14 protein-coding genes are annotated in these 16,909 nt (G+C 70.0%); 13 read left to right on the forward strand and 1 reads right to left on the reverse strand.

Annotated elements, in window-relative coordinates; genetic code table 11:
* The 13 genes from pqqB to ACFU53_RS22015 all read left to right on the forward strand — a co-directional run.
* Positions 1–911: pyrroloquinoline quinone biosynthesis protein PqqB (pqqB, locus tag ACFU53_RS21955; RefSeq protein ID WP_383994853.1), on the forward strand; the 911-nt coding region annotated here is incomplete at its 5' end.
* Positions 908–1,642 carry a pyrroloquinoline-quinone synthase PqqC gene (pqqC, locus tag ACFU53_RS21960; protein ID WP_383994856.1) on the forward strand — a complete coding sequence of 245 codons (735 nt, stop codon included), beginning with the start codon at positions 908–910 and terminating at the stop codon, positions 1,640–1,642. The genes pqqB and pqqC, both read left to right, overlap by 4 nt.
* The gene (gene pqqD / locus ACFU53_RS21965; protein WP_383994859.1) at positions 1,639–1,920 is read left to right on the forward strand and encodes a pyrroloquinoline quinone biosynthesis peptide chaperone PqqD; all 282 of its coding nucleotides are present in this window, start codon (positions 1,639–1,641) and stop codon (positions 1,918–1,920) included. Before pqqC ends, pqqD begins: the two co-directional genes overlap by 4 nt.
* Positions 1,917–3,074, forward strand: a complete 1,158-nt coding sequence (gene pqqE, locus ACFU53_RS21970; protein WP_383994861.1) for a pyrroloquinoline quinone biosynthesis protein PqqE — start codon at positions 1,917–1,919, stop codon at positions 3,072–3,074. The genes pqqD and pqqE overlap by 4 nt, the downstream gene beginning before the upstream one ends.
* Positions 3,071–4,333, forward strand: coding sequence for an amino acid ABC transporter substrate-binding protein (locus ACFU53_RS21975; RefSeq protein WP_383994864.1), 1,263 nt, complete (start codon positions 3,071–3,073; stop codon positions 4,331–4,333). Before pqqE ends, ACFU53_RS21975 begins: the two co-directional genes overlap by 4 nt.
* A gap of 38 nt (positions 4,334–4,371) precedes the next feature.
* A complete protein-coding gene (locus tag ACFU53_RS21980; RefSeq protein WP_383994867.1) occupies positions 4,372–5,229 on the forward strand; it encodes a branched-chain amino acid ABC transporter permease in 858 nt (285 codons plus the stop codon).
* Between the two features lie 10 nt (positions 5,230–5,239).
* Positions 5,240–6,352: a branched-chain amino acid ABC transporter permease gene (locus ACFU53_RS21985; protein ID WP_383994870.1), complete on the forward strand. Its 1,113-nt coding sequence runs from the start codon at positions 5,240–5,242 to the stop codon at positions 6,350–6,352.
* Positions 6,333–7,106, forward strand: a complete 774-nt coding sequence (locus ACFU53_RS21990) for an ABC transporter ATP-binding protein (RefSeq protein ID WP_383994873.1) — start codon at positions 6,333–6,335, stop codon at positions 7,104–7,106. The genes ACFU53_RS21985 and ACFU53_RS21990 overlap by 20 nt, the downstream gene beginning before the upstream one ends.
* A complete protein-coding gene (locus ACFU53_RS21995; protein ID WP_383994875.1) occupies positions 7,096–7,893 on the forward strand; it encodes an ABC transporter ATP-binding protein in 798 nt (265 codons plus the stop codon). Before ACFU53_RS21990 ends, ACFU53_RS21995 begins: the two co-directional genes overlap by 11 nt.
* Before the next feature lie 36 nt (positions 7,894–7,929).
* On the forward strand, positions 7,930–8,901 hold the full coding sequence (locus ACFU53_RS22000) for a hypothetical protein (RefSeq protein WP_383994878.1): 972 nt from the start codon (positions 7,930–7,932) through the stop codon (positions 8,899–8,901).
* Positions 8,902–8,932: 31 nt separating this feature from the next.
* A complete protein-coding gene (locus ACFU53_RS22005; RefSeq protein WP_383994881.1) occupies positions 8,933–11,035 on the forward strand; it encodes a PQQ-dependent sugar dehydrogenase in 2,103 nt (700 codons plus the stop codon).
* A 368-nt stretch (positions 11,036–11,403) separates the two neighbouring features.
* On the forward strand, positions 11,404–14,295 hold the full coding sequence (locus tag ACFU53_RS22010) for a DEAD/DEAH box helicase (RefSeq protein ID WP_383994941.1): 2,892 nt from the start codon (positions 11,404–11,406) through the stop codon (positions 14,293–14,295).
* Positions 14,292–15,536, forward strand: coding sequence for an SWIM zinc finger family protein (locus ACFU53_RS22015; RefSeq protein ID WP_383994884.1), 1,245 nt, complete (start codon positions 14,292–14,294; stop codon positions 15,534–15,536). Before ACFU53_RS22010 ends, ACFU53_RS22015 begins: the two co-directional genes overlap by 4 nt.
* A 106-nt stretch (positions 15,537–15,642) precedes the next feature.
* Here the strand turns inward: ACFU53_RS22015 and ACFU53_RS22020 are convergent, their stop codons facing one another.
* Positions 15,643–16,212, reverse strand: a complete 570-nt coding sequence (locus ACFU53_RS22020; protein WP_383994887.1) for a hypothetical protein — start codon at positions 16,210–16,212, stop codon at positions 15,643–15,645.
* Positions 16,213–16,909 lie beyond the last annotated feature (697 nt).

The raw sequence follows: 16,909 nt of genomic DNA on the forward strand, positions 1-16,909 counted from the left end.
CGGGCGGGGGCCGGGGGTGCGGGGGGCCCCGCGCCCACCCCACGTGGCGCCGCCGCCACGCCTCACTCGCCGTACAGGCGTCCGACGACCGCTGGTATCTCATCAACGCCACGCCGGACATCGGCGACCAGATCGAAGACTGCCCCGCACTGCGTCCCGTACCCGTACCCATCCGCGGCTCCGCTTCCGGCCCCCGGGCCGGTTCGCGGCGGACGCCGATCGCCGGGCTGATCCTGACCGACGCCGAACTCGACCACACTCTCGGCATCGCCCGGCTGCGCGAAGCCGGTGCCGACGGGCTGGAGTTGCTCGCCAGCGCGTCCGTGCGCGAGGCACTGCTCACCGGGCTGCGTCTGGAGGCCGTCCTCGGCCCGTACACGCCGCTCACCTGGCGCGAACTGTCCCAGGAGCGGCCCGTACCGCTCACCGAGGACTCAACCGTCACGATCAGCGCGATCCCCGTCTCCGGCAAACGCCCCCGCTACGCGGTGCACCTGCCCGACCCTGAAGGCGATGCCGGTCCTGAAAGCGACACCTGGGTCGTCGCGCTGCTTCTCACCGACCGCACCACCGGAGCGAAAGCCGTTTACGCGCCCGCACTCGCCGCCTGGCCGGACGCCCTGCGGTCCGCTGTCGCCGAAGCCGACTGCGTGATCGTCGACGGCACGTTCTGGGACGACGAGGAACCCCGGCGCACAGGCATCTCCACCCGCACCGCGACCGGTATGGGGCACCTCCCGATCGACGGGCCGGGCGGCACCGCGGAGCGCCTGGCGCCGCTTCGCGCCCGCTGTCTCTACACCCATCTGAACAACACCAATCCCCTCGTCGATCCGAGCGCACCGCAGTACGAACGGCTGGCCGACCAGGGCATCGAGGTGGCCGGAGACGGAATGGTGATCCAACTGTGAGCACAGATATCGGCTCAGGTATCCGCACAGGCGTCGGCACAGGTGTCGCGACGGGCTTCGAGGAACGGCTGAGAGCCGTGGCCCGAGACCATTACCACGACCGCCATCCCTTCAACGTACGTATGCATCAGGGGGAGTTGACCCCCGACGAGCTGCGCCGCTGGATCCTCAACCGGTTCCACTATCAGCGGCACATCCCCGTCAAGGACGCCCTGGTCCTGGCCAAGCTGGGCACCCCGCGGCTGCGCCGTATGTGGCTGCGGCGGATCGAGGAGCACGACGGCCGGACCGAGGGCGAAGGCGGCATCGAGCGGTGGCTGAGGCTGGGCGAGGCCGCTGGGCTCGACCGGTCGGATCTGCTGTCCGGTGAGGGAGTACTGCCCGGAGTACGGCTGGCGGTGGACGGATACGTCAACTTCTGCCGGCTCCGCTCCCCGCTGGAGGCCGTCGCGGCGTCCCTGACCGAGCTGTCCGCACCGGGCATCATGCGCACGCGCATCGCCGCGTTCGAGCGTCACTACCGGTGGATCGACGCCGACGGTCTCGCCTATTTCCGTACCCGTGAGACCCAGGGCCGGCAGGACAGCGGCGAGGCACTGGGCCTCGTCCTGGACTGGGCCGGCACGGAGGCCGATCAGGAGCGTGCCGTGGCGGCCCTCGCCTTCAAGTGTGACGTGTTGTGGTCGCTGCTCGACGCGATCGACCACGGCGACCGGAAGGAGCGCCAGTGACCGTGACTGCGAGTGCGAGTGCGACCGAATGGCGGCCGGCCCTGGCGCGCTCGGTGGTACTCCGCCACGACCGGGTGCGCCGGACGGACCTGTTGGTCCTGCCGGAACGGGTGGTGGTCCTCGCCGGCCGGGCTGCCGAGGTCCTCCGGCTGTGCGACGGGCGACGGCACGTGGACGAGATCGTCGAGGAGTTGGCGGCACGCTTCCCCGGCGCCCCCGTAGCGGCCGAAGTCCCCCGATTCCTCCACCGCGTACGCGAGGAGGGCTGGCTGCGATGACGAGTCCGCTGCCGTCAGGCACAGCTCCGCCGGCGCCCTGGGCCCTGCTGGCCGAACTCACCCACGCCTGCCCGCTGCACTGCCCCTACTGCTCCAACCCCCTGGAACTCACCCGGCGTTCACACGAACTCTCCGCCGAGGAATGGGACGACGTGTTCCGGCAGGCGGCGGACCTCGGCGTCGTACACACTCACCTATCCGGTGGCGAGCCACTGCTGCGCCGCGATCTCACAGCCGTTGTCGCCGCCGCCGAATCGGCCGGGATCTACACCCAACTGGTCACCAGTGGCGTCGGGTTGAGCACGGCGAGGATGTCCGCGCTCGTGTCCGCCGGACTGCGCAGCGTACAGCTGTCAGTACAGCACTCGGATCCGGTGGCATCCGACCGGATCGCCGGTCACCGGTCGTTCGAGGCGAAGGAACGGGCCGCCGCTCTCGTACGCGACGCGGGTCTGCCGCTGGGCCTCAACGTCGTCCTGCACCGCGACAACCTCGACGCCGTCGACGACATCGTGGACCTGGGTGTGGCCTGGGGCGCCGAGCGGGTCGAGCTGGCCAACGTCCAGTTCCACGGGTGGGCCCTGCGTAACCGCACCGCGCTGCTGCCCACCCGTGACCAGCTGTCCCGCGCCCGGGAGGCGGTCGAGCGCCGACGGGAGCAACTGGCGGGCACCATCGAACTGGTGTGGGTCGTGCCGGACTACTTCGACGGCGTGCCGAAGCCGTGCATGGGCGGCTGGGGTGCGGTGTCGCTGACGGTCGCCCCGGACGGCGCCGTCCTGCCGTGCCCCGCGTCCCGGGACCTGCTGGGCCCGGACGTATTGAACGTACGCGACCGGTCCCTGGAGTGGATCTGGAACAGTTCCCCGGCCTTCGACCGCTATCGCGGCACCGAATGGATGAGCGGACCCTGCGGTGGCTGTCCCCGCCGCGAGATCGACTTCGGCGGCTGCCGCTGTCAGGCCCACGCGCTCACCGGTGACGCCGCCCGCACCGACCCCGCCTGCGCGCTCTCCCCCGACCACGCTCTCGTACGCACCCTGTCGCGGACGCCGCGCACGGACGCCCCGTCCGCCGACACCGACGCCTCGCGCTACGTCTACCGCGGGCCCGATCGCCACCACACGGAAGCCACGAGGGGTGTCAAGCGATGACCAGAACGCACCGCAGACAAGGCCGACGGAAAGGCCGCAGACAAGACCGGAGACAAGTAGGGGTCGCCGCCGGCACGCTCGCCCTGCTGCTCTCCGCCAGTGCCTGCGGCTCGGGCTCCGGTTCACAGGACTCGGCCGACGACCCCATCGTGATCGGTGTCTCCTTACCGCTCACCGGGGACTTCTCCGAACCCGGCAAGGGCGTCGAACGGGGCTACAAGGCCTGGGCGAAGATCGTCAACGACCATGGCGGACTGCTGGGCCGCGAGGTCGAGTTGAAGATCCTCGACGACCAGTCCAACGCCGACCGCGTCGTCTCCGACTACGAGCAACTGATCGGCAGGGACGAGGTCGACCTGCTCTTCGGGCCGTTCTCCACCCGGCTAGTCGTCCCGTCCGCGCGTCTGGCCGAGGAGTACGGGATGCTCTTCGTCGAACCGGCGGGTGCGGCCCCGGAAGTCTTCGAGCAGGGCTTCAAGAACCTCTTCTACGCCGCTCCGGCCGTCGCCGACGACCACTACAACCTCCTGGCCGACCACATCCTGGCCATGCCGGAGAGCGAGCGTCCGAAGACGGTCGCGTACGCCGCCATGGACGACCCCTTCGCCCAGGGAACCGCGTACGGGCTGAGGGAGAAGCTGGAGAAGGGCGGCATCAGGACCGTCGCCGACGAGGTCTACCCGCCCAACACCACCGACTTCGGCAGCATCGCCGCCAAGATCGCCGACTCGAAGGCCGACATGGTGGTGGGCGGCACCCAGTACCAGGACGGCGTCAACCTGATCGTCGCCCTGCAGCAGCTCGACTACCAGCCGACGCTGGCCGCCTTCTCCACCGCGCCGACCGAGCCGGAGTTCGCCAAGGCCATCGGCAACAAGACCGAGGGCATTCTCGCGCCCACCGGCTACACCCAGAAGGCCGACTACCCGAGCAACAAGGAGTTCGTCGAGAAGTACACCGAGCAGTTCGGCAAAGCGCCGGAGGAGGACGAGGCCAACGCCTACACGACCGGTCAGGTGGTGGCCGCCGCCGTCGAGGCCGCCCAGTGCGCCTCCCAGGACCCGGACTGCCAGAGCAAACTGGTGGAGTGGCTCCGCGGCCATCAGGTGGAGACCGTCGTGGGGCCGTTGAAGTGGGACGGCAAGGGCAGACCGCAGAGCGCGCACATGATCCAGCAGTGGGTCGGCGGTGAGATACAGATCGTGCTCCCCGAGGCGCAGAGGGAAGCCGATCTGATCTATCCGAAACCGACGTGGTGAGGCCGGCATGCCCTCCGCGAGCCTCGTCTTCCAGAGCCTTGTCCTCGGCGTGCTGCTGGGGTGGGCTGTACGCCCTCCTGGCGGCGGGTCTCACCCTCTACTTCGGCGTGATGCGCGTCGTGATGATCGCCCACTCCGCCTTCCTGATCCTCGCCGCCTACCTCGCCTGGTTCGCGCACCGGGAGACCGGTGTCGACCCTCTCCTCACCCTGTTCGTCACCGTGCCGCTGTTCTTCGCCGCGGGCGTCGCCATGCAACGGCTGCTTCTGACCCGGCTCCGCCCGGCGACGCTCACCATGATGTCCGTGCTGCTCACGTTCGCGGTGGCGCTGGTCATCGAGGGGCTGCTCGGGTACGCGTTCAGCGGCACCCAGCGCCGTATCCGGCTCGGCTACAGCTCCGCGAGCATCGAGTTCCTCGGGGCACGCGTGGCGGTGGTGAAGCTGATCGCCTTCGGCATGGCCGCACTCGCCCTGCTCGGCCTCTACCTCCTCATGAAGCACAGCCGGTTCGGCCAGGCACTGCGCGCCACCATCCAGCACCGGGACGCCGCCCGGCTGCTCGGCATCGACACCGACCGGATCGCCGGATACGGGTTCGGCCTCGGTCTCGCCACGGCGGCCGTCGGCGGCGCGGCGCTCGCCCTCGACACCACCATCTACCCCTCGCTGCACTGGCACTGGATCGGCCCACTGATGGCCATCATCGTCGTCGGCGGACTCGGCAGTGTGCCGGGCGCCGCCATCGCCGCCATGACGCTGGGCATTCTGCAGAGCCTGCTGCAACTGGAGCTGTCCACCACCTGGGCGCAGACCGTCTTCTACGTCGCGCTCTTCGCCACGCTGGCCGTCAGGCCACAAGGGTTCTTCGGGGGGCGGCTTGCGCAGAGGTTCTGACCCCAGGTTCATGAACTCCAGATACGTACAACATAGATACGTACAACCCAGGTACGTACATCTCGGCGTTCTGCTCCTGGCAGCCGCCGTAGCGCTCACCTTCCCGTCCATCGCCCCGAGCCCCTACGAGATCACCGTGGGCATCGCCATCCTCAACTACGCGGTGCTCTCCACCTCCTGGAACTTCGTCGGCGGATTCACGGGCTATGTCTCCCTCGGGCACGGGGCGTTCGCCGGACTCGGGGCCTACGGGACCGGACTGCTGGTCGCCAAGGGCGAACTCCCGCCCTTCGCCGCGCTGTTCGTCGCCGCGCTGATGGTGGCGGCGCTCGCTGTCCCGGTCGGCTACGCCGCCCTGCGGGTACGCGGTGCCTCCTTCGTCATCGTCTCGATCGCCCTCGTCCTCATCCTGCTGCTGGTCTTCCAGAGCTGGGCTTCCCTCACCGGCGGTTCCCGGGGACTCGTCGTACCGCGGCCCTTCCCCGGCATGCTGCGTGCCGAGCACCACCGGACCTTCTACTTCCTCTTCCTGGCACTGCTCGCGCTGGCCCTGCTGGTGTGGTGGGTCATCGACCGGTCGCGGTTCGGCATGGGCCTGAAAGCGATCCGCGAGGACGAGGACAAGGCCCAGTCACTCGGCATCCCCACGTTCACGTACAAGCTGGTGGTCTTCGTCGTCTCCGCCGCCTTCACCGCGCTGGCCGGCGGGTTGTACGCCCTGTGGTTCGGCGACCTCGACCCGGTCTTCCAGTTCTCCATCCTCAGCGGGTCGTACATGGTGCTGATGGCACTGCTCGGCGGTGTACGCCAGTTGTACGGACCGCTGCTGGGAGCGTTGATCGTCGGGTACGCCCTGGAGTACTCCAAGGTCGAGTACGGAGACACACCCCTGCATCTGGTCGTGGCGGGGCTGCTCCTCGGCGTCGTCGTGACGTTCATGCCGGACGGCGTCATCCCGGCCGCCGGCGCTCTGCTGCGCCGGTTCCGCCGGACCGGCGACGCCTCCATCCGGGAGGTGACCGCGGCCGAACTGCGGGAGCGGCGCGAGGAGAACGAAGAACGCGAGGAGACCGACGGGCGCGACGCGACGGAGGTGAGGAACAGTGAACGAAGCGGCACCTGAGGCGGAACCCGAAGCGGAGCCCGAACCGAGCCTCGCGACCACCGGGCTCACCAAGGCGTTCGGCGGAGTCACCGCACTCGACTCGGCCACCGTGACCTTCCACCACGGCAAGGTCAACGCCCTGATCGGGCCCAACGGTTCGGGAAAGACGACCTTCTTCAACTGTGTCACCGGGATGATCCGCCCGGACTCCGGTCGCATCACGTACCGCGGACACGACCTGACGAGCAGACCCCCGCACCGGATCGCCCGCGCCGGCATCGGACGTTCCTTCCAGCTCTGCCGGGTCTTCCCCCGGATGACCGTGCTGGACAACCTCCTGGCCGCCGTCCGGCCACGCGGTCTCACCGGACAGCTCGCGCGCTCGGGCACGCGTGCGGAGACCGAGCGGGCCCGTTACTGGCTGACCCGGATGGGCATCGAGCACCTGGAGCAGGCCGAGGCCCGCCAACTCTCCTGGGGGCAGCAGAAGTTGCTGGAGCTGGCGGGCGTACTGACGAGCGAGCCGGAGCTGATCCTGCTGGACGAGCCCGCGGGCGGGGTCAACCCGGCGCTCATCGACCGCATCGGCGACCTGGTGCGCGAACTCAACGCCGAGGGACGGACGTTCCTGATCGTCGAGCACAACATGGACATGGTCATGAGCCTCAGTGACCACGTCGTCGTGTTCGACCGCGGTCGGCCGATCGCACAGGGGCCGCCCTCACTGATCCAGTCCGACGAACGAGTCCTCGGGGCATACCTTGGCGTCTGACTCTCACACCGACTCCGCCACCGACAGCGGAACCGGCTCCGGCTCCGGCTCCGACCCGGCGTTCCTTCTCGAACTCGACGACATCCGCGCCGGATACGGCCGGGCGGCGCTGGTCCTGCGCGGGCTGACGGTCCGCGTACCAGCCGGGGCGATCGTCTGTCTGGTCGGGCCCAACGGGGCGGGCAAGTCCACCGTGCTGAGGGTGGCCAGTGGTCTCCTCGCCCCTCGCTCGGGCCGGATCCTCGTCGACGGTGAGGACGTCACCGGCCGTGGACCGCAGCGGATGCTCGCCGCCGGAGTCGCCCATGTCCTCCAAGGTCACAGTGTCTTCAGGGAGATGACTGTCGCCGAGAACGTCCTGCTCGGCGGTTACACCCTGCGGGACACGGCACTCGTAGCCGAACGGGCCGACTCTGTGCGGGCGCTCTTCCCGGTCGTGGCCGAGCGGTGGACGAGCCTGGCCGGGCTGCTCTCCGGCGGACAGCAGAAGCAGGTGGAGTTCGCGCGTTCGCTGATGGTCAAACCCCGGGTCGTGCTCCTCGACGAGCCGTCGATGGGTCTCGATCCCAAGGCGACCGGGGTGGTCTTCGAGCAGATCGTACGGATGCGGGACGCGGGGACCGCCGTGCTGCTGGTCGAACAGAACGCGCGGCGCGCCCTGGAGGCCGCCGACACCGGCTGTGTCCTCGATCTCGGCCGGGTCCATATCGCGGGCCCGGCACGCGAGTTGCTCGCCGACCCGCAGCTCGGTGAGCTCTATCTGGGCGGTCGGCCCGCACGCCGATGACTCCGATCACGCCGCTGGACTCCAAGGAGACCGTTCATGCGCAGCAGACGGAACACACTCACGGCGACGGTCGCCGCACTGCTGACCGCCCTCGCCACCACGGCAGCGGCACCCTCCGGAGCAGGGGCGGGGGCCGGGGAAGGAGCTGGGGCCGGCCCCGTACTCCCCTCCCTCCGCCCCCACCTGGCGGCGTACTACGACTTCGAGCACTCGGTCCCCGGCAACCCGGCGAGGGAACGTGACCTGGGCTTCTCCCGCACCGACATCGACCTGATCGGCGGCGGGGCACGGATGCGCACGAAGGAGGGAGCGCACCGGGGCAGCCGGACCTCGCTCCAGGTGCGGCAGGTCACCCCGGACGCGAAGGGCAACGACGACTGGAAGGCAGGCGTGTACGGGCCTTCCGGCGTGCCGACGCTCCAGGCGTTCAACGCGGTCGAGGGGATGACCGTGATGGGCTGGTTCAAGATGACCGGCCCGAACCCGGCCCTCAACACCAACACGGTTGCCCCGGACGACCGTTACGGCGCCGTGGGCCTGGCCGGAGTGCTGTCGGGGGACTCCGACGGCCACGCGGTGCGGGGCCTGCTGGAGATCATCGAGGTGAACGGCGAACTACGGCTCGTAGCCCTCGGCCGACGCGTGGACGGGGCGAGTTCGCAGACCTTCGCCGCATCTGAGAACTGGCGGACCCTGCTGCCGGTAGGCGAGTGGGTCTTCCTCGCCGCAACCTTCGACTTCGGCACGGGAGCGATGGCGCTGTACCGCGACGGGCAGCGGCTGGACGGCTTCTACACCGTTCCCGGCGACCCCTGGGACCTCTCGGGGCCGGGCCCGCACCGCACTTCGCCCACCAACCCCCGAGGCATCAAGATCGGCGGCAGCTTCCCGCAGAACACCGCCGAACGCAATCCCTGCGCCTGCCGCATGGACAGCCTGATGTTCCTGGACAGCGCGGTGGGCGGCGACCGGATCCGGGCCCAGTACCGACTGGCGGCCGCCCACTGACGACCCACGTTCACAAAGGAGTGACCTTCATATGGCCGCATCTCCTGGCCCAAGACGCCGAACCCCCTCACTGATCCCACTGGTCCCCCTGGTCGTCCTCGCGCTGTTGCTGTCGGCCCTCGTCGCCCTCCCCGGCACGGCGTTCGCGGCGGCTGCCGACCCCGTCACCGACCCCATCCCCGAGCGGCCCGCAGCCTCCGGCATCGGGCTGACCGTCGAGGAGTACGCCTCCTTCCCGAAGACCGATCCGCCGCCCGGCCCGGTCACCGATCCCCGGCTGATGCGGCACGCCCGCATCAACCACCTCAGCGAACTCCCCGACCGCTCCGGCCGAAAGGCCGTACCCGACCTGAACGGCAAGCTCTACTTCATCAGGGATGGCAGCAGCCCCCACCTCTACCTGGACATCGCCGCCACCTTCTCCCCCGCGTTCTTCGCCAGCCGGGGCCTCGGCCAGGGCTTCGGGTTCGTCACCTTCGACCCCGGCTTCCGGCGCAACGGCCGCTTCTACACCGTGCACACCGAACTGGCCTCCGCCACCACCGCCGTACCCGACTACCGGCAGCAGGCGGCCACCGTCTACCACGGCGTCGTCACCGAGTGGACCGCCACTGACCCCTCGGCCGACACCTTCACCGGCACCCGCCGGGAGCTCCTGCGCATCGGCTTCGCGAGCCCGGTCCACGGCATCCAGCAGATCGACTTCAACCCGACGGCCGGTCCCCACGACCGCGACCGCGGACTGCTCTACCTCGCCGTCGGCGACGGCGGCCAGGGCGCCAGGAACACCGAGCCGCAAAGCCTTTCACTACCGCACGGCAAGATCCTGCGCATAGACCCGCGCGGCACGAACAGCACCAACGGCAAGTACGGGATTCCGGCGGACAACCCGTTCACCGCCACTCCCGGCGCACTCGGCGAGATCTACGCGTACGGCCTGCGCGACCCGCACCGCTTCAGCTGGGACCCGGCGCGCAGCCACCGTATGTACGTCGGCAACATCGGCCAGCACGCCGTCGAGTCGGTCTACGAGGTGCGCGCGGGCGACAACTTCGGCTGGAGCGAACGCGAGGGCCCGTTCGTCTTCGACAAGACGGCTACCAACCCCTGCGACCAGATCCTCCCCCTCCCCGAGGACGACGAGAAGTACGGCTACACCTACCCCGTAGCCGCCTACGACCACGACCCGCCCGCCGACTGGAACTGCACCTCCGACGTCGGCCGGGCAGTCGTGGGCGGCTTCGTCTACCGAGGCCATGACCTCCCCGAACTGCGCGGCAAATACATCTTCGGAGACATCGTCGACGGACGTCTCCTCTTCGCCGACACCAAGGACATGAGGCGCGGCAGCGAGAAACTGGCGCAGCTGTACGACCTGATGCTGTACGACGCGAGCGGCAAGCGCGTCACGATGCGGGACCTGGCCCGGAACACCCGGGTGGACCTGCACTTCGGCCGGGACGCCGCCGGCGAGCTGTACCTCCTCTCAAAGGCCAACGGCAGGATCTGGAAGATCACCGGCACACGCGAATTCGCCTCCTGCGACACCGCCGGCTCCCGCCTCACCCACGTAATGGACGGCCGGAACTGGGCTCCCGTCACCCCGTCCAAGTGGCGCTTCCCGGGCCGAAAGGCCGTCCTGGCGGAGGCCGGCGTCCAGCGCCCCGGCCCGCGCCGCCCCTTCGAGTACGCAGTGCTGACGGCGGGCCCGGAGTACGGAGACGTACGGATCGACGCCGAGGTCCGCATAGACACCCCCGTCGAGACGACCAACCGAGACGTGATCATCGTCTTCGACTACCAGTCGGACACGAAGTTCTCCTACGCCCATCTGTCCCAGGACAACATGATCTACCCGCACAACGGCGTCTTCGTCGTCAACGACGCCGACCGCCTGCGCATCGACGACCAGTGGAACGGCACGACGGGCGCCCCACCGGCCATCACCGACACCGCCTGGCACAAGGTGCGGGTGGTGCGCTGCGCGACCACCGGCGAGACCGCGGTCTACGTCGACGGCTCGAAACGCCCACTGATGACCGCCGTCGACACCACCCTCACCTCCGGCAGGGTGGGCTTCGGGTCGTTCGACAACACCGGACGGCTTCGCGACCTGAAGGTTTCCTCTCCCTGAGACTGCGCTGGGGGTGTGGGCAGCTCGCACCCCCAGCGGCCGGTCTCCCGTTGAGGCCGTGCGGGACACCGACAGCCCGGAGGCGGAGACGTCCTCAGCGGAGAGCGTGTAGTCGCCGGTGAGGAGATTCAACTCCCCCAGGGGGGTGATCATCGGTCATCTGGGAGACCCTCTGTGCGGGACCTACCTCCGGGCCGGCACGCCCACCGCCTCAATCAGTACCAGGATCCGGACCATACGCGGGTCAACTCTCCATCCGCCGCAGATCCAGCCTCCGTTTGGCCTGGTCACCAGCGCCATAGAAGATGTACCACCAGCAGACGAAGAACCTGCTGGTGGACGAAGGCGCGGTGAAGACCGCCTTGACGATGGAGAGGCAAAAGAGAGTGGCACGAGCCCTCGTACGGGAGCCGGGCACAGGCACGAGGATCGTGCCACCATTGGCCGCACCGGAGTCGGCTGCATGGGCGCGGAGTCTGCTCAACCACGGCTGGGCGGCGGTGTTCCTGCCCGGCGAGCCTGCCCGCCTCGGCCGGTTGCTGCTCTGGCAACCCGCCGGGGCAGCCGCCGCCGAGGGCATGGCACCCACGGGCGTCGAGACCGAGGCGGCGGAGCTCGTGCTGCCGCACGGCCGCTCGGTCAGGCGGCGCAGGGTGGAGGGCTACGCGCTGCCCGTCGCCCTCGCCGTTGCCGCGCTGTCAGGGGCACAGCCGCCGCATCCCTCCGCCATCGCCTGGCAGGCCGCCGCCCGCTTCGCGTTGCGGCTGCTCGCCGACAGCCGCCTCCACCCGGCCCTCACCCCCGCCGGCTACGACACCTGGCTGGCGGGTTCTTTCACCGCCGTCCAGCGTCAGACGCTGGACGCCCTCGCCGCCGCGTTCCCGCCGCACGCCCACTGCCTGCCCGAACCAGGCCCGGGCCCGCTGCGAATCGCGGAACCGGCCGCGCTGGTACGCCAGTTCTGCGACGCGGTCGCCGACGAACTGGTCCGTACTCCGGCCGCGCCGCTCGCCATGGGAGCGCTGCCGTACGCCTGGCGCGAGACGCGTGCCGTGCCCGCCCTGCGCGAGTGGGCCGAGGAGACTGCCGCCGCGTTCACCGCCGACATCAGGGTCTCACTGCGGGTCGACGTACCCGAGGGGCGACGTCGGCAGTTCCGGGCCGTCCTGCAGTTGCACACCGCGATGGACCCGGCCCTCGTCGTGGAGGCCGCACGGCTGTGGAGCGAACCGACCGAAGTGGAGCGGCTGCTCGGCCCGCGCGCCGAGACCGAGACGCTGCTCGCGCTGCGCCGCGGCGCGCGCGTCTGGCCACCGCTCGACCGGCTGCTGAAGGACGCGGCTCCGGACCAGCTGCGGCTGACCGACGACGAGGCGTTCGACCTGCTGGGCGACGCCACCGACACACTGCGCGCTGCCGGTATCGACGTGCACTGGCCGCGCGAGCTGGTCAAGGCACTCACCGCGACCGCGGAGATCGGGCACCGCACCGCGCCAGGCTCCAGCGCGGGCGGCATGCTCGACGCTGACACCCTCCTCGACTTCCGCTGGCAGCTCTCTCTCGGCGGCGACCCGCTCACCGAGGGAGAGATGGACGCCCTTGCCGAGGCACGCCGCCCCCTCGTCCGGCTGCGCGATCAGTGGGTGGTCGCCGACCCGAAGCTGGTCGCCCGCGCCAGGCGCCGCCGGATGGAACCGCTCACCCCCATGGAGGCGCTGGGCGCCGCGCTGACCGGCGAAGTGGAGCGGGACGGGGAGACTCTTCGCTGCGCGGCTGTCGGGGCGCTCGGCGACCTCGCCGCCCGTATCCGCGACCCCGAATCCCACACATCCGCCGCCCAGCCCGCCGCTCTGAAGGCCACACTGCGCGACTACCAGAAACGGGGCCTCGCCTGGCTGGCCGAGATGTGCGAGCTCGGTCTCGGGGGCTGTCTCGCCGACGACATGGGTCTGGGCAAGACCATCACCCTGCTCGCCCTGCACCTGCACCGCCAGACCGACCCCGCCACCGCGGGCCCCACACTCGTCGTCTGCCCCGCCTCGCTGCTCGGCAACTGGCAGCGCGAGGCGTCCCGGTTCGCGCCGGCCACGCCGGTGCGCCGCTACCACGGCGGCGACCGCCACCTCGAGGATCTGGCCGCCGACGAGATCGTCCTGGTCACCTACGGAGTCCTGCGCCGAGATCGGGAGACCCTCACCGAGAACGCCTGGTCGCTGATCGCCGCCGACGAGGCCCAGCACGTCAAGAACCCCTACGCCGTCACCGCCCGTGAGCTGCGCGCCCTGCCCGCCCGCGCCCGCGTCGCCCTCACCGGTACCCCCGTGGAGAACAACCTGTCCGAACTCTGGGCGCTCCTCGACTGGACCACCCCGGGCCTGCTCGGACCGCTCACCGCCTTCCGCGACCGCCACGCCCGCGCGATCGAGTCGGGCAAGGACCCGCAGGCTGCCGAGCGTCTGTCCCGTCTCGTCCGCCCGTTCCTGCTGCGCCGCAGGAAGTCCGATCCAGGCATCGCGCCCGAACTGCCCGCCAAGACCGAGACCGACCGTGTCGTACCACTGACCGCCGAACAGGCAAGTCTGTACGAGGCGGTGGTCCGGGAGACCATGGCGAAGATCGCGGAAGCCGAGGGAATCGCCCGCCGCGGCCTGATCCTGAAGCTCCTCACCGCGCTGAAGCAGATCTGCAACCACCCCGCCCAGTACCTGCGCCAGTCCACACCGCTGCACGGCAGATCCGGCAAACTGGCGCTGCTCGACGAACTGGTCGACACCATCACCGCCGAGGGCGAGTCGGTTCTGGTCTTCACCCAGTACAAGCAGATGGCGACCCTCTTGGAGAAGCACCTCGCGCAACGAGGCGTCCCCACTCTCTTCCTGCACGGCGGCACCCCCGTCACCGAACGCGAGGAGATGGTGGACCGCTTCCAGCGCGGTGAGGCGCCGGTGTTCCTGCTCTCCCTGAAGGCCGCGGGCACCGGCCTGAACCTCACCCGTGCCACCCATGTCGTGCACTACGACCGCTGGTGGAACCCGGCGGTCGAGGACCAGGCCACCGATCGCGCCTACCGCATCGGCCAGGACAAGCCCGTCCAGGTCCACAAACTCCTCGCGGAGGGGACCGTGGAGGACAAGGTGGCGAAGCTCCTCGAATCCAAGCGCGTGCTCGCCGACGCCGTGGTCGGCTCCGGTGAGGCCGCTCTGACCGAACTGTCCGACGACGATCTCGCCGAACTCATCGCCCTGGGGAGGCAGTCATGAGCCCTTCGGTCCCCGGCCAGCGCCGCACGCCTGCCCGCGGCAGGCGTGCCTTCGCCGCGACCTGGTGGGGGCAGGCATGGGTGACGGCCCTGGAGGACTCCACCCTCGACGCCGGACGCCTGTCACGTGGACGCAGCTACGCGCGCCAGGGCATGGTCGGTCCCGTCACCATCGCCCCGGGCCAGGTCAAAGCCGCCGTCCAGGGCAGCAGGCCCCGCCCCTACCGCTCCGCCGTCCACCTGCCCGGCCTCACCGACGCCCAGTGGGACACCCTCCTCGACACCATCGCGGCCCGGGCCGGGCATCTCGCCGCCCTCCTCGACGGCGAGATGCCAGCCGACCTCGTGGACGACGCCCGCCACGCCGGCGTCCCCCTGCTCCCGCAGCCCACCGAACTCGACCCCGAATGCTCTTGCCCCGACTGGGGCTACCCCTGCAAACACGCCGCCGCGCTCTGCTACGCCATCGCCTCCACCATCGACGCCGACCCCTTCGTAGTGTTCGCCCTGCGCGGTCGCGGACGGGAGGAGGTCCTCGCCCAGCTGCGCGCCCGCCGTACGGCTGCCCAGGCGACCTCCACCCCAGCGGCCCCGGTCGGCGTCCCGGCCGCCGGCGCCTACGCAGCCTGGGCCGCCCCGGCCGAACACACTCCACCCCTTCCCGAACTCCCCGAACCGGCCCCCCACACCGCCGCACTGCCCGCCGCCCCGCCATCCGGCACCGGACTGTCCACCACGGACCTCGAACGCCTCATGGCGGACACCGCCGCACGCGCCGCCCGGCTGCTCACGGGCGACACCACCAGCCTGTACCTGTCCCAGCACGAGGACGCGGCACGAATCGCCGCGAGCAACTGCGGACCCGAGTGGTTCCACCACCTCATCCAGAACACCGGTGCCAAACCGACCGCGTTCGCCCGCCTCACCCGCGCCTGGCGGTATGGCGGCCCAACCGGCATCACCGTCGCCGAGCACCCCCACGCCCCCGACCCGACGGCGATGACAGCCGCCCGCACCGCCCTGACCGAGGCCCTCACCGAAATGACCACCACCCCGGTCGCCCTCAGGGCCTGGCGCAACCGCCTCACCCTCACCGACCACGGCATCCAGCTGCGCCTGGGCCCCGACACCCGCTGGTACCCCTACCTCCAGGATGACGACGGCGACTGGTGGCCAGCAGCGCCGGCCGACCCCGACCCCGTGACGGCGCTCACCTCCATCTGGCAGCAGACCGAGCGGTGACACGTACGACAGGCCCGTGAACCGCCTCCTCAGCCCACAAGCCATGTCTCCCAACTTCTGTCACCCGGTTCCGTTCGCCGAGGAGTTCATATCTTTTGACGACCTGTCAGCAGGGCGCAATCACCTTGGGAGTGGACGTCGGAGCAAACAGCTTCGACAGCCACTGGCCCGGGACCGCCGCGTGAACGGGCCGCCAGTTTCGAACGGCAGCCCCCGTACGGGCACGCGTGAGTGCCAGGGGCGACCCGCAGCTACCCAAGGGCACCGAGAAGCAGTTCGGCAAGCCACCTACACCATTGGCTGACCTCAACACGACCAGGGCGGAGATGACCACGGTGGTGAGCGGGCACGTGCCGCCGCGGCGGGCCGGGACCGGGTCCGTGGGAGCGGTCCGTGTGTTGCTCTGGCGCCAGTAGCAGCGTTGAGCGGTGACCCGTAGCCAGGTCCGTGGATGGTCCAGAACGCGCCACAGATCCGGCAGGAGTTTGGCCATGGCCTCGTGGGCGGCGTCGGCTGCTTCGTAGGCGGTGGCGCCCTGGTGCATCAGGAACACCGTAACCGCGCTCATCTCCTGTGTGTAGAAGGCGTTGAAGTCATCACGCCGGAAAGGGGCAGGCCCGGTCGGTGGCTCCTCGGCCGTGGCGTGGACGAGTGAGAGCGGCTGCTCGGTGGTCATGTCGCGCATCACCTCGTGGAACGGCCGGCAGCGGTGCCGCCGATCAAGATGTCGACGTCGTGAGGCGCGGTCCTCTCGATGAGTCGGCTGCCCGGTGGCAGCGACCGGGTCCGTTCCGACAGCCCGTGCTGGTCGAGTTCCGCGCGCCGGATCTGCGCGCGGAACTCGATCCAGCGGTGACCAAGGACGCAGGATGTACCCGCCCGCGGCAAGTCCCGCCGCGGCCGTGCCGTCATGAGATCCATACCCCAGCCCCCTGTGTCCAAGGCGGCGTCCGTCACGCCGCCTTCCGGGCCCGCTCCTGCACCCAGCGGTGCTCGCGGTCCCACGCCTGGGCGGTCACGCTCTCGTGCGGCTGCCGCTCGGTCGCCGTACGAGCTCCTCCGGCGAGGCGTACGGCATCACAGCGTCGACGACGACCCCGACCGCGCTGCCACGAGCACGGCGGTCGACCTGCCGGTCCTCGCACTGCGGGCAGTCCCAGCCCGTACGAGCAGCGCGCCGTCGTGTGCGTGATTCGCCAACCAGGTCGGCGGGATGCCGGTACTCGGCCGCCTACGTGGGTGGGGACCTTCACACCTTCGAGGTGGTGGTCAAGAACAACATCACCTCGGACGAGATGGCCGTGGCAACGAAAGATCAGACAGCGGATGCACGCCACTCGCCGGAATCGCATCCTTCCGGGTGATGGCCCGAT

Origin of the sequence: Streptomyces sp. NPDC057474, from assembly GCF_042802555.1 — a bacterium.
Classification (GTDB): Bacteria; Actinomycetota; Actinomycetes; order Streptomycetales; family Streptomycetaceae; genus Streptomyces.

Coding starts and splice junctions, on each gene's coding strand:
- ACFU53_RS21985 (WP_383994870.1), top strand. CDS start 5,240: ATGAACTCCAGATACGTACAACATAGATACGTACAACCCAGGTACGTA.
- ACFU53_RS22015 (WP_383994884.1), top strand. CDS start 14,292: ATGAGCCCTTCGGTCCCCGGCCAGCGCCGCACGCCTGCCCGCGGCAGG.
- ACFU53_RS21975 (WP_383994864.1), top strand. CDS start 3,071: ATGACCAGAACGCACCGCAGACAAGGCCGACGGAAAGGCCGCAGACAA.
- ACFU53_RS22000 (WP_383994878.1), top strand. CDS start 7,930: ATGCGCAGCAGACGGAACACACTCACGGCGACGGTCGCCGCACTGCTG.
- pqqE (WP_383994861.1), top strand. CDS start 1,917: ATGACGAGTCCGCTGCCGTCAGGCACAGCTCCGCCGGCGCCCTGGGCC.
- ACFU53_RS22010 (WP_383994941.1), top strand. CDS start 11,404: ATGGAGAGGCAAAAGAGAGTGGCACGAGCCCTCGTACGGGAGCCGGGC.
- ACFU53_RS22005 (WP_383994881.1), top strand. CDS start 8,933: ATGGCCGCATCTCCTGGCCCAAGACGCCGAACCCCCTCACTGATCCCA.
- ACFU53_RS22020 (WP_383994887.1), bottom strand. CDS start 16,212: ATGACCACCGAGCAGCCGCTCTCACTCGTCCACGCCACGGCCGAGGAG.